The sequence below is a fragment of the Pseudomonas mercuritolerans genome (genome assembly GCF_025706525.1).
GTDB lineage: Bacteria > Pseudomonadota > Gammaproteobacteria > Pseudomonadales > Pseudomonadaceae > Aquipseudomonas > Aquipseudomonas mercuritolerans.
Window position 1 is genome coordinate 428,381 of sequence record NZ_JAMSHA010000002.1, and the last position, 13,381, is coordinate 441,761.

The window sequence follows — 13,381 nt, forward strand, 5'->3', positions numbered from 1 at the left end:
CTAATAATGGGGGTAGCGCGGAACCGGCACGACGGTTCCACATGCTCGTAGTCGGCGGAAAATCCGAATACTTGAGCGGATTGCGTGGGTATGGCGCAGTAGTGGCATTGTGCCGGCTCGAACGTTTCAGCTCAAGCGCTCTACCGCCGGCAATTGCATGGCGCGGACTTCGCCTTGGAGAAAATCGCTGAGGCGGCGCAAACGTTCACCTCCCGGACGCGGTTTCGGCCACACCAGGTAATAATTCAGGCCACTGGCGACGGCGGTTGGCCATGGCAGGCTCAAGCGCCCTTGCGCGACATCTTCGGCGACCATCAACAGATCACCCATCGAAACGCCGTAGCCGCGCGCCGCGGCGATCATGCCCAGTTCCAGCGTATCGAACACTTGTCCGCCCTTGAGCGAGACCTGATCGGACAGGCCCATGCGCTCCAGCCAACTGCGCCAGTCACGGCGATCCGGGGTCGGGTGCAGCAGTTCAGCCGTCGCCAGACGCGCTACATCCCAAGGTTGATCATTGAGCAGGTTCGGCGCGCCGACCGGAATCAATTCCTCGGGAAACAGCAGGCTCGCTTCCCAGTCCGGCGGGAAATGCCCGTCACTGAGCAAAACTGCGCAATCGAATGGTTCGTTGTTGAAGTCCACCGAATCGATATCCATCCATGCGCTGGTCAGTTGCACCTCATTGCCCGGCTGCAAATGGCGGAAGCGACTCAACCGCGCCAGCAGCCAACGCATGGTCAGGGTCGATGGCGCTTTCATGCGCAGGATGTCGTCCTCGGCGCGCAAGGTATTGCAGGCGCGCTCAAGGGCGGCGAAGCCTTCGCGGATACCGGGTAACAGCAGCCGCGCCGATTCGGTCAGTTGCAGGTTGCGCCCGCTGCGATGAAACAGCCGGCAGGCGAAGTGTTCTTCAAGAGTGCGCATGTGCCGACTGACCGCGCTCTGGGTGATCGACAGTTCTTCCGCCGCGCGGGTGAACGAGCTGTGTCGCGCTGCCGCTTCGAATGCGCGCAGGGCATACAACGGCGGAAGGCGTCGGGACATACACAAAGCTCCAATAGCGGGGATACAGCCAATTCGGCAGGACGATTCAGGATGAGTATTAATCATGCCACCCATCCTTTTTATCCCTTTGTGCAAAGCCTGCCAAGCGCCGAGAATCGACGCTCTTCTGCTTCCTCTGATATTTGGGTGGTGATGACCATGCAGCATCCTGTGCGTACCGAACTCTGGGCCATTTTGCGGCTGGCGGGGCCGCTGATTGCTTCGCAGTTGGCGCACATGCTGATGGTGCTGACCGACACCTTGATGATGGCGCGCCTCAGCCCCGAAGCGCTGGCCGGTGGCGGCCTCGGTGCCGCGAGCTACTCGTTCGTGTCGATTTTCTGCATCGGCGTGATTGCAGCGGTCGGCACACTGGTGGCAATCCGTCAGGGTGCGGGCGACATCATCGGTGCCGCGCGCCTGACCCAGGCCGGGTTGTGGCTGGCCTGGCTGATGGCCCTCGGCGCCGGGCTGTTGTTGTGGAACCTCAAACCGGTGTTGCTGCTGTTCGGCCAAACCGAAACCAACGTCAACGCCGCCGGGCAATTTCTCATCGCCCTGCCCTTCGCCCTGCCCGGCTACCTGAGCTTCATGGCCCTGCGCGGTTTTACCAGTGCAATCGGCCGGGCGACGCCAGTGATGGTCATCAGCCTCGCCGGTACGGTGGCCAACTTGCTGCTCAACTACGCGCTGATCACCGGCATGTTCGGCCTGCCACAACTGGGCCTGACCGGTATCGGTCTGGTCACGGCGATTGTCGCCAACTGCATGGCACTGGCGCTGGCCTGGCATATCCGCCGGCATCCGGCGTATGACGCTTATCCGTTGCGCGCCGGTCTGTCGCGGCCGAACCGGCAATACCTGAAAGAACTGTGGCGTCTGGGCCTGCCGATTGGCGGCACCTATGCGGTGGAAGTCGGGCTGTTTGCCTTTGCCGCGTTGTGCATGGGCACCATGGGCAGTACGCAGATGGGCGCGCATCAAATCGCCCTGCAGATCGTGTCGGTGGCCTTCATGGTCCCGGCCGGGATGTCTTACGCCATCACCATGCGCGTCGGCCAACACTATGGCGCCGGGCAATTGGTCGATGCGCGCATGTCCGGGCGTGTCGGCATCGCCTTCGGCGCCGTGGTGATGCTCGGTTTTGCCCTGGTGTTCTGGCTGTGGCCGAACCAGTTGGTCGGCCTGTTCCTCGACCACAACGATCCGGCGTTTGCCGAAGTGATCCGTCTGGCGGTGAGCCTGCTGGCCGTAGCGGCGTGGTTCGAGCTGTTCGACGGCACGCAGACGATTGCCATGGGCTGTATTCGTGGGCTCAAGGATGCCAAGACTACGTTTCTGGTGGGGCTCGCTTGCTATTGGCTGATTGGCGCACCGGCGGCGTGGTGGATGGCGTTCCATTTGAACTGGGGGCCGACGGGCGTCTGGTGGGGATTGGCGCTGGGCCTGGCGTGTGCGGCGGTGAGTTTGATGCTGGCATTCGAGTGGAAGATGCAGCGGATGATTCGGCGCGAGCCGCAAGCTCAAGGTTTCAACATCCCTCAGGCCGAATGATGGTTTCCTTTGTGGGAGCGAGCCTGCTCGCGAAGACCGAGCGTCAGGCACAGATCATTCAGCTGACAGAACGCCTTCGCGAGCAGGCTCGCCCCCACGGGGATTTGTGCCGGCCGCAACAATCGTGATCAACCGACGATTTCCAAAGCCGGCTGCTGGTTCGATCCAGACGCCAGATATTCCACCAGATCCTCCAACGGCAGCGGTCGGCTGATCAGGTAACCCTGCACCTGATCGCAGCCGAACCCGCGCAGCAACTCCAGTTGCTCCGGCGTCTCGACCCCTTCGGCAACTACTTCCAGGTGCAGGTTGTGCGCAAGGTTGATCATCGCGTGCACCAGTTTGCGGTTCTCTTCGCGCTGTTCCATGCCGCCGACAAAACTCTTGTCGATCTTCAACAAGGTGATCGGCAGGCTGTTGAGGTGCACGAACGACGAAAACCCGGTGCCGAAATCGTCCAGCGAGAAGCGCACACCGAGGCGGCCGAGGGCGTCCATGGTCTGTTTGACCAGATCGCTGCGCCGCATCACCGCGGTTTCGGTCAGTTCGAATTCCAGCCACTGCGCCTCGACGCCGCGCTCGGCAATCAGGCGGCTGAGCGTCGGCAGCAACTGGCTGTCCTGAAACTGGCGGAACGACAGGTTGATCGCCATGTGCAGCGCCGGCAGCCCCTGCTCGCGCAAGGCCTGCATATCGCGCAAGGCGCGGGAAATGACCCAGTAGCCCAGCGGCACGATCAGACCGCTCTGCTCGGCCAGCGGCACGAACTCGCTCGGTGGCAACAGACCGCGCTCGCCATGACGCCAGCGCACCAGCGCTTCGAGGCCGACAATCTGGCCGTCTTCAAGATTCAGGCGTGGCTGGTAATGCAGTTCCAGCTCATCGCGGCGCAAGGCCCGGCGCAGTTCGCTTTCGAGGTCGGCCATGCTCCGCGCGTTGCGGTTGATGCGTTCGTTGAAGATATGAAACGTGCAGCCCTGTGTGCTCTTGGCCTGCTGCATGGCGATATGGGCGTGCCACATCAGTGGATCGGCACCGCCGTTGGCACGGGCATGGGCGATGCCGAGGCTGGAACCGATCAGCAGGCTTTCGCCGTCAACCCAGTAAGGTTCGGCCAACGCCTCAGTGATGCGTTCGGCCATCCACTCGGCGCGTTGCGGTGCACGACGGGTATCGATCAGCAGAGCGAATTCATCGCTGCCCAGCCGTGCCAGTTGATCGCCGGCCTCCAGCTGACTTTTCAGCCGCGCGACCACTTGCAGGATCAAGCGATCGCCGGCCTGATGACCAAGGGCATCGTTGGCATGGCGGAAGTTGTCGAGATCGAGATGGCCGAGGGCGAGACCGCGACCGTCGCCTTCGGCAAGGCGCGCGGTGAGCAGAGTCTGGAAGCCCTGACGGTTGGCGATACCGGTCAGCGGGTCCTGTTCGGCCAGGCGCTGAAGAGTGTTTTCCAGCACGCCGCGCTCGCGCACATGGCGCAGGCAGCGCTGGAGCATGCCGGCGTCGAGAGCGTCGAACACCAGCCAGTCGCTGACACCGACCGGCGCGGTGGCCGGCTCGTGCTCCAGCAGCAGAACGGTCGGCAGGCTGCAACGCCCGGGTGGCGGTTGCAACGCCGGCAGAGTCAGTAATACCGCGTGGCGGTTGTCCTCGAACAGGCGGCTGACCGAATCCCAGTTCGGCGCGCTGATCAGCACCGCCGCGCTCCCCATCGGAGCCAGACACTCACGCAACAACGCTGTCCACGCTGGCTCCTCGGCCAGTAGCAGCAAACGCAAGGGTTCGACAGGCGTAGACAAGCTGACTCCCTAGACTCTGCAATGATGTAGGCGGGGCATTATGCCGTTGTGCTGAACAATGACCAATGCGTTGTCTGATGACAACGGCATCGAAACGTTATTTTGTGTCACGAATGAGAACATTAGCCGCAAAATCCCCGCGTATCCTGCGTGAAAGTAACAAAAGCGGCAAATCTGAATCGCGTGCTGCGTCACAAGTCGGACAGAGCAGCAGAAATCGCTGAGCCTGTTAAAATGCCGGCCCATTTCGTCAACGACTCCCGAATTTTCGTATGTCCCGACTCAATCCCCGGCAGCAAGAAGCCGTGAACTACGTCGGCGGCCCTCTATTGGTGCTCGCCGGTGCTGGCTCCGGCAAGACCAGCGTGATCACGCGCAAGATCGCGCACCTGATCCAGAACTGCGGCATTCGCGCCCAGTACATCGTCGCCATGACCTTTACCAACAAGGCCGCGCGCGAGATGAAAGAGCGGGTCGGCACCCTGTTGCGTGCCGGCGAAGGGCGCGGCCTGACCGTCTGCACCTTCCACAACCTGGGCCTGAACATCATCCGCAAGGAGCATGCGCGGCTGGGCTACAAACCCGGTTTCTCGATCTTCGACGAGACCGACGTCAAAGCCCTGATGACCGACATCATGCAGAAGGAATACGCGGGCGACGACGGCGTCGACGAGATCAAGAACATGATCGGCGCCTGGAAAAACGACCTGATCCTGCCCGCCCAGGCCCTGGAAAACGCGCGCAACCCGAAGGAGCAGACCGCCGCCATCGTCTACACCCACTACCAGCGCACGCTCAAGGCGTTCAACGCGGTGGACTTCGATGACCTGATCCTGCTGCCGGTAAAGCTCTTCGAAGAACACGCCGACATTCTCGAAAAGTGGCAGAACAAGGTGCGGTACCTGCTCGTCGACGAATACCAGGACACCAACGCCAGCCAGTACCTGTTGGTGAAGATGCTCATCGGCAAGCGCAACCAGTTCACCGTGGTGGGCGACGATGACCAGTCGATCTACGCTTGGCGTGGCGCACGTCCGGAAAACCTGATGCTGCTCAAGGACGACTATCCGTCCCTGAAAGTGGTGATGCTCGAGCAGAACTACCGCTCCACCAGCCGCATCCTGCGCTGCGCCAACGTGCTGATCTCGAACAATCCGCACGAATTCGAAAAACAGTTGTGGAGCGAGATGGGCCACGGCGACGAGATCCGCGTGATCCGCTGCCGCAACGAGGACGCCGAAGCCGAGCGCGTGGCCATGGAAATCCTCAGCCTGCACTTGCGCACCGACCGCCCCTACAGCGATTTTGCGATTCTCTATCGCGGTAACTACCAGGCCAAGCTGATCGAATTGAAGCTGCAACACCATCAGGTGCCGTATCGCCTGAGCGGCGGCAACAGCTTCTTCGGTCGCCAGGAAGTGAAGGACCTGATGGCCTACTTCCGCCTGATCGTCAACCCGGATGACGACAACGCCTTCCTGCGCGTGATCAACGTGCCGCGCCGCGAGATCGGCTCGACCACCCTGGAAAAGCTCGGCAACTATGCCACCGAGCGCAAGATCTCGATGTACGCCGCCACCGACGAAATCGGCCTGGGCGAACATCTCGACAGCCGCTTCACCGATCGTCTGGCGCGCTTCAAGCGTTTCATGGACAAAGTCCGCGAGCAGTGCGCCGGCGAAGATCCGATCTCGGCGCTGCGCAGCATGGTCATGGACATCGACTACGAGAACTGGCTGCGTACCAACAGCTCCAGCGACAAGGCTGCGGACTACCGCATGGGCAACGTCTGGTTCCTGATCGAGGCATTGAAAAACACCCTCGAGAAGGACGAAGAAGGCGAAATGACCGTTGAGGACGCCATCGGCAAACTGGTGCTGCGCGACATGCTCGAGCGCCAACAGGAAGAAGAGGACGGTGCCGAAGGTGTGCAAATGATGACGCTGCACGCCTCCAAAGGCCTGGAATTCCCCTACGTGTTCATCATGGGCATGGAAGAGGAAATCCTCCCGCACCGTTCCAGCATCGAAGCCGACACCATCGAAGAAGAACGCCGCCTGGCCTACGTGGGCATCACCCGCGCCCGCCAGACCCTGGCCTTCACCTTCGCTGCCAAGCGCAAGCAGTACGGTGAAATCATCGACTGCGCGCCGAGCCGCTTCCTCGATGAGCTGCCGCCGGACGATCTGGCCTGGGAAGGCAACGACGACACCCCGACTGAAGTCAAAGCCGTGCGTGGCAATAGCGCATTGGCCGATATACGCGCGATGTTAAAGCGCTAGAATCGACTACTTTTTAATCTACCTTCGGCGCCCATCGCGCCAACAGAGGAAGCTGTTGTGGAAGCACTGCACAAAAAAATCCGCGAAGAAGGCATCGTGCTTTCCGATCAGGTCCTGAAAGTCGACGCTTTCCTGAACCACCAGATCGACCCGGCCCTGATGAAGCTGATCGGTGACGAATTCGCCGCGCTGTTCAAGGACTCGGGGATCACCAAGATCGTCACCATCGAGGCCTCGGGCATCGCACCGGCGATCATGACCGGTCTGAACCTCGGCGTGCCGGTGATCTTCGCCCGCAAGCAACAGTCGCTGACCCTGACTGAGAACCTGCTCTCGGCGACCGTATATTCGTTCACCAAGAAGACCGAAAGCACCGTCGCCATCTCCCCGCGCCACCTGACCAGCAGCGACCGCGTGCTGATCATCGACGACTTCCTGGCCAACGGTAAGGCCTCGCAAGCGCTGATCTCGATCATCAAACAGGCCGGCGCCACCGTTGCCGGCCTGGGCATCGTCATCGAGAAGTCGTTCCAGGGCGGCCGCGCCGAACTGGACTCGCAGGGCTACCGCGTTGAATCCCTGGCCCGCGTGCAATCGCTGAAGGATGGCGTCGTTACCTTCATCGAGTAACCAGCGGCACCGAGTTACCCCTGTGGGAGCGAGCCTGCTCGCGAATGCATTGTGTCAGTCACCCTGTTGAGTGAATGACACACCGCTTTCGCGAGCAGGCTCGCTCCCACAGTGGGTTCTGGGGGTGGTCAGTTACTGCGCGGTGGCTTTCAGGCCTGTGAGCAGCAGGCGCTGAAACAGGTCTTCTTTCAACCCCTCCGGGTTTGTGAGCTGCATCCGCTCAAGATGTTCCGGGAACACTGAAGCCTCCGGCGCATCCAGCGCTGCCTTGCCCAATTCCAGAATCTCGGTCAGCTTGAACTTGCTCTTCAGCCAGTTCAGCGCCCGCAGCAGATCCCGTTCGATGGCGGTGAAATCACAACCCAGCGGATACTCCGGAAACAGGTTCGGATGCCGTGCGGCAATCGCCTGCAAGCGTTGCGGTGTGTTATCGGCAAACCGTGGATCGATACGGAAATCCTTTGGCAGCTTGCCGACTTTCTGCGCCTGCTCGATCAACCCCGGCTGGAACCGCGAGTCGCTGATATTGAGCAACGCTTCGATCACCGCCGCGTCGGATTTGCCGCGCAGATCAGCGATGCCATACTCGGTGACGACGATGTCGCGCAGGTGCCGCGGGATCGTGCAGTGGCCGTAGTCCCAGACGATGTTGGAGCTGACCTCGCCGCCGGACTCGCGCCAGCTGCGCAGGATCAACATCGATCGCGCGCCCTCCAGCGCATGGCCTTGGGCAACAAAGTTGTACTGGCCGCCAACCCCGCTGAGCACGCGTCCGTCCGCCAATTGATCAGCCACGCCGGCGCCGAGCAGAGTCATGGTGAACACGGTGTTGATGAAGCGCGCATCGATGCGCTGCAAGCGCTTGAGCTCTTCCTGGCCGTACAGCTCGTTGATGTAGCTGATGCGGGTCATGTTGAATTCAAGCAGCTTGCTTTGCGGCAACTCGCGCAGCCGCTCATAGAAACTGCGCGGGCCAAGGAAGAAGCCGCCATGCACCGAGATACCGTCGGGCTGCGCGGCTTCGTCGAGGGTACCGGCGTTGGCCTGCTCCTGAGTCGGCACATCCGGATAGACCTTGCGCCGAATGATCCCGGCATCCGCCAATACCAACAGCCCGTTGACGAACATCTCGCTGCAACCGTAAAGGCCTTTGGCAAATGGCGCGGTGCCGCCCTCGCGCTGGATCAATTGCGCCCATTGGCTGAGGTTGATGTCATCGAGCACCGCCTGATAACCGGCGTTATCGGCCTGACGGGCAAGTAGCGCAGCAGTCAACGCATCCCCCATCGAACCGATACCAATCTGCAATGTACCGCCATCGCGCACCAGCGTACTGGCGTGCAAGCCAATGAAATGATCCTGAAAGCCCACCGGCATGTTCGGCGTGGAAAACAGCGTGCAGCTGTCCTTCTCGTCGATCAGCAGATCAAAGGTGTCGATGTCGACTTCCGCATCGCCGGGCATGTACGGCAGATCCGTATGCACCTGGCCGACCAGCACAATGGTCTCCCCCGCCTCGCGGCGCTTGGCGATCATCGGCAACAGGTCGAGGGTGATGTCCGGGTTGCAGCTCAGGCTTAAGCGATCAGGGTGTTCGCTGCTGCTGGCGAGCAATTGCGCCACCAGATTCAGACCCGCTGCGTTGATGTCGCGAGCGGCATGGCTGTAATTGCTGCTGACGTAATCCTGCTGCGCCGGCGCGCTGTTGAGCAGACTGCCAGGCTGCATGAAAAACTGCTGGATACGGATGTTGGCGGGCAGGCTGTCGCGCTGCAGATCGGCGAGGAAATCGAACTCCGGATAATCACCAAACACCCGCTCTACAAAGGGCTCGATAAAGCGCTTCTGCAAGCCATCGCCCAGATTCGGCCGACCGAGGCACAGCGCGGTATAGATCGTCAGCTGCCGCTCGGGCAGGTCCTTGATGCGCCGGTACAGCGCGTTGACGAAGTGATTCGGCTTGCCCAACCCCAGCGGCAGGCCCATGTGGATGTGCGCAGGCAAACGCGCCAGCACATCGTCCACCGCCTGTTCGATCGAACACAACTGCACCATCTGAAGCCTCCCGCCCGTTCCGTTGATAGGGGTAGACCGAGATTGCCGGGGAATTACTTCCGGGGGAAGGTGATTGGTGCGAAAAAAGGGCCAAAGTTTCGACTGAGGGCGAATCACCGACTGTTAAGTCGGCAAGACGAACCGCCTCACAAACGCACAACTCTTTTCCTACATCACCTGTAATTCAATCACGCGCAACTACCAGACACGTCTCAATTGTACTTATTGCCTACACAGGTAGCCTTGGAGGCAGGATTCAAAAGCTCTGCAAAAAAGAACCTCTCTCCGGAAGCACTGACCTCTAATGAAAAGCAACCTGATACTCTGCTGCTTTGGTGTAGGCATTGCGATTCTTACAAGCGCATCACCCTATTTGATAGGCAATTCAATCAACCTATACTTGGCAAGTGACAGTTTATATTTATACGCGCTCGCGGGCGCTTCGTTCCTCCTCATCGCCACGCCCCCATTAAAACTGGCAGCCAACATCTATCTACAAAAAACCGCGTCCAAAACAAGATTTATTTTGAAGAAGGCAATCCTGAATCACCTACTAGACAGAAGCTTCGAGCATACGCAAAAACCAGGCGAGCGGATCGAACTGATCGATGGCGACGTTGATGGCTCGATGTATTTGTATCACTCAATTTATCTGGATGTATCGCTGAACTGCAGCATCATTATCGCTGCGCTCCTGGTGACTGCCCACTATCATCCACTTCTGGCACTCGCACCACTTACCGGCGTCGTTTATGCTATTGCGGCATACCTTATAACTCGAAAAAATAGCAACTCACTGTTTGATGAATATATTCAAGAGAACACCTTAACAATAGGCGCCCTCTGTGAACTTTTAGTTAATGCAAAGCCATACACCAACAGGACCAAGGTCGATATAAAAAATATCGAGCGCCTCGCTTTTCGCTCAAGCCTCAAATCTACAACATTCGAATCAATGTCAGGTACATGTTATCCGATAGCGATAGTGGTCTTATTATTGCTATCGGCCCATCTGCTAAGCGTTGGCGAAGCGACTATAGGCTCAATTTTTGCCTCAGCCATTTATCTTGAACGCGTTCTGAGCCCCACGATGTCACTGATATCTATCTACTACTCGAGCAGAGAGGCATCTTATAGACGTAGTCGAATTCGTAGCTACGAACTGCAGCACGAGGGGCATTGAACTATGTTTATATGCTTGCGAAATAACCTGACCGTTTTTCTGCTTTCGGTTATTTGCCTTACCGTAGCAACTATATGTCAATTGTTAATACCATCAGTGGTCGCAAAGAGCCTGTCGGCTCTTACTACCGGCTCCATTAACGCTGAATTTTATTTCACTCTTATCGCTGTTTTTCTAACCAAGCTATCAAGCCAAGCTCTGGGCAATTCCTTGGCAACGCTCATGGAAGCAAGATCCCGCTTTCTACTTATCAACTTCATTGTGCATGATAAACGCCCCTCTCCGTTATGTTCTCGGGTGACATTGATAAAAGAAGACGCGGAAAAAATTGCTTCCGTCATTCATGACACAATCCATCTCATGGGCTCTTGCATTTTGACGGTTTCCGCAGCCTATATTCTGCTCCGGGAAAACATCTATTTCTTCCTGCCCATCGCTTTAATTATTGTGTCGACGTGCGTGCAGTTGAGATTTGCCAAGCCTGTAATCCAGCGGTTATATGCAGCAGAAATGTCGAAGGAAGATTTGTACAAAGAGTCGCTTATCAGCGCCTTCAACGTTTCCAGCGATGGCAAGCAAAGTAAAATGCAACTCATCAGAAGCTATGGATATTTGAAGGACACGGTAAGAGCACGCTACAAGTATCTGAAAGCAAGCGCCATACAATCCTTCTGGCCGGAAATGGCTATATCGGCGGGGACGGTATCGGTCATTTTCTTCAGTGCCGCTGCCACGCCGGAATTATTTGGCGAGCGTCTTATTGCCTGTCTCGGTTATATCGGAATTTTTACCATGGCCAGCACGGGTTCGATAAGACTCGGCATAACGATGATTGGCGTGAAGGTATCCGTCGATAGAATCTTCAGAAGGCATCGATATGAATGATCTGTTTATCCAGCAAATACGCCTGAAGCCAGACATGACGGTGGGTGACCGGCTACAAAACCTCTTCCCGCTTGAGCTCAGCAACTCGATAACGGTTTTTATTGGCGAAAATGGTGCTGGGAAATCCACATTACTCGAAGCCATTGCCATCAAGTCAGGCTGCAATCCAGAAGGCGGTGGGAAGAATTTCAATTTCTCGACGGAGAACACGCATTCAAAACTGCACGAAAGCCTGACGCTCTCAAAAGGCTACCGAAGGGAGAAGGACGTTTTTTTCTACAGGGCAGAAACCTTCTACAACTTGAATACTGCAATTCGCAAGCTTGATGCAGAGGCGAGCTTTGATCCCGAAATAAAGACCTATTACGGCGGCGTGGATATGCATTGCCTGTCGCACGGTGAAGCCATGGAGGCGTTGTTTCAACATCGATTCAAAGCCCAAGGTCTGTATGTGCTCGACGAGCCGGAAGCATCGTTATCCCCGTTGAGGCAATTGGTTTTTATCAACCGGATAATGGAGCTGTCGCGCGGCGGCGCGCAGTTCATCATCGCTACTCACTCTCCCCTCATCATGTCGATCCCGGGATGTGATCTTAGGCAGATATCAGGAGGGCGCTGCGAGCAAATAGCGCCTGAAGATACCGATGCTTACGCCGTGTACAAAGCGGTGCTCAATTCTGCCGGCGCCTACATCACGAAAAACATGCAGTGAGATTGCAGGCGCAAAAAAACCGTCCGAAGACGGTTTTTTCAAAGCCGCCGCTGATTACAGACCGGACATCTCTTTGATCGCACCCTTGAGCTCTTCATCGGAGCAATCGGCGCAGGTGCCTTTTGGTGGCATGGCGTTGATGCCGGTGATGGCCTTGGCGAGGATGCCGTCCAGACCACCCTGATGATCGGCCCGCTCCTTCCAGGCTGCCTTGTCGCCGATCTTCGGCGCGCCAAGCAGGCCCGTGCCGTGGCAAGCGTTGCAGTGTTTGGCGATCACGTCTTTAGGGGCCTTTGCTCCGCCGCCACCGCCAGCGGTAGCAGCCACTTCCATACCCTTGCATTCCTGCCCTTGAACACACACCTGGCCGACGGGCTCAAGGCGTTTGGCGATGTCGTCATTTGTCGCAGCTTGAGCGCTGACAGCCCATAGGGCCACTACGGTTGCTGGTGCAGCCAGCATTTTCATAATTAGGTTCACGCGTTCACCCTCAATGGTGGCTATTCACGCCTGCGGCCACGGTTCGCAGGCGGGCGCAAGTATAGCGGGTAGGCCGCTGTACTGAAACAACCCCATGGTTAGAGGGGTCTTGTTGCCCATCGGTAAAACGGTTCGGGGGCCTTTGCCATATTGGCCTGGCGCCTTCTGCTTAAAAATTCGCCGGCGTGGCTGCGCTGATTAGTCGCGCCGGCACGTCGAACGGGTTACGGAAACGATGCGGCTTGGTACTTTCAAAATAGTAGCTGTCGCCGGCTTCGAGGATAAAAGTTTCCAGCCCCACCACCAGCTCCAGGCGACCTTCCACCAGAATCCCGGTTTCCTCGCCCTCGTGGGTGAGCATTTCTTCGCCGGTGTCGGCGCCCGGCGGGTAGATTTCGTTGAGGAAGGCGATGGCGCGGCTCGGGTGGGCGCGGCCGACCAGTTTCATGGTCACGGCGCCGTCGGAGATGTCGATCAGCTCATTGGCCTTGTAGACGATCTGAGTCGGTTGGTCCTGCAGGATCTCTTCGGAAAAGAACTCGACCATCGACATGGGAATGCCGCCGAGCACCTTTCTCAGCGAACTGATCGAAGGGCTGACGCTGTTCTTTTCGATCATCGAAATGGTGCTGTTGGTGACGCCCGCGCGTTTGGCGAGTTCACGCTGGGAAAGCCCTTTGAGCTTGCGGATCGATTGCAGTCGTTCACCGACGTCCAAGGCGGGAGCCTCCTGATGTTGTAAGAATATTGA

11 protein-coding genes are annotated in these 13,381 nt (G+C 58.1%); 6 read left to right on the forward strand and 5 right to left on the reverse strand.

The genetic code is table 11. The features are described 5' to 3' along the window. Window positions 1-126: 126 nt before the first annotated feature. A complete protein-coding gene (locus tag ND528_RS06755; protein ID WP_024014781.1) occupies window positions 127-1,047 on the reverse strand; it encodes a LysR substrate-binding domain-containing protein in 921 nt (306 codons plus the stop codon). A 159-nt stretch (window positions 1,048-1,206) separates the two neighbouring features. On the opposite strand from ND528_RS06755, the gene ND528_RS06760 reads away from it, so the two are divergent. Further along, window positions 1,207-2,601 (forward strand): NorM family multidrug efflux MATE transporter, encoded by a 1,395-nt coding sequence (locus ND528_RS06760; RefSeq protein WP_263469953.1) that lies wholly within the window; start codon window positions 1,207-1,209, stop codon window positions 2,599-2,601. Between the two features lie 128 nt (window positions 2,602-2,729). Here ND528_RS06760 and ND528_RS06765 read toward each other — a convergent pair whose 3' ends face one another. Next, window positions 2,730-4,403, reverse strand: coding sequence for a putative bifunctional diguanylate cyclase/phosphodiesterase (locus ND528_RS06765; protein ID WP_263469954.1), 1,674 nt, complete (start codon window positions 4,401-4,403; stop codon window positions 2,730-2,732). Window positions 4,404-4,675: 272 nt separating this feature from the next. Here ND528_RS06765 and rep point away from each other — a divergent pair, with 272 nt between their 5' ends. Together rep and ND528_RS06775 are read left to right on the forward strand one after the other, a co-directional pair. After that, window positions 4,676-6,685, forward strand: coding sequence for a DNA helicase Rep (gene rep, locus ND528_RS06770; protein ID WP_130912477.1), 2,010 nt, complete (start codon window positions 4,676-4,678; stop codon window positions 6,683-6,685). A gap of 57 nt (window positions 6,686-6,742) precedes the next feature. After that, complete coding sequence (locus ND528_RS06775; protein WP_016772573.1) at window positions 6,743-7,315, forward strand: xanthine phosphoribosyltransferase; 573 nt, start codon at window positions 6,743-6,745, stop codon at window positions 7,313-7,315. Window positions 7,316-7,447: 132 nt separating this feature from the next. Here ND528_RS06775 and ND528_RS06780 read toward each other — a convergent pair whose 3' ends face one another. After that, entirely contained in the window at window positions 7,448-9,370 is a 1,923-nt protein-coding gene (locus ND528_RS06780; RefSeq protein ID WP_263469955.1) for an acetyl-CoA hydrolase/transferase C-terminal domain-containing protein, read from the reverse strand. Window positions 9,371-9,674: 304 nt separating this feature from the next. Here ND528_RS06780 and ND528_RS06785 point away from each other — a divergent pair, with 304 nt between their 5' ends. From ND528_RS06785 to ND528_RS06795, 3 genes are all read left to right on the forward strand, one after another. Further along, a complete protein-coding gene (locus ND528_RS06785) occupies window positions 9,675-10,553 on the forward strand; it encodes an ABC transporter transmembrane domain-containing protein (RefSeq protein ID WP_263469956.1) in 879 nt (292 codons plus the stop codon). Between the two features lie 222 nt (window positions 10,554-10,775). Continuing rightward, the gene (locus tag ND528_RS06790; RefSeq protein ID WP_263469957.1) at window positions 10,776-11,438 is read left to right on the forward strand and encodes an ABC transporter ATP-binding protein; all 663 of its coding nucleotides are present in this window, start codon (window positions 10,776-10,778) and stop codon (window positions 11,436-11,438) included. Next, entirely contained in the window at window positions 11,431-12,150 is a 720-nt protein-coding gene (locus tag ND528_RS06795; RefSeq protein WP_130912482.1) for an AAA family ATPase, read from the forward strand. Before ND528_RS06790 ends, ND528_RS06795 begins: the two co-directional genes overlap by 8 nt. 54 nt (window positions 12,151-12,204) lie before the next feature. Here ND528_RS06795 and ND528_RS06800 read toward each other — a convergent pair whose 3' ends face one another. Then, window positions 12,205-12,618, reverse strand: coding sequence for a c-type cytochrome (locus ND528_RS06800; protein ID WP_130912302.1), 414 nt, complete (start codon window positions 12,616-12,618; stop codon window positions 12,205-12,207). Window positions 12,619-12,799: 181 nt separating this feature from the next. After that, window positions 12,800-13,348 carry a cupin domain-containing protein gene (locus ND528_RS06805; RefSeq protein WP_016772566.1) on the reverse strand — a complete coding sequence of 183 codons (549 nt, stop codon included), beginning with the start codon at window positions 13,346-13,348 and terminating at the stop codon, window positions 12,800-12,802. Between the last annotated feature and the right edge of the window lie 33 nt (window positions 13,349-13,381).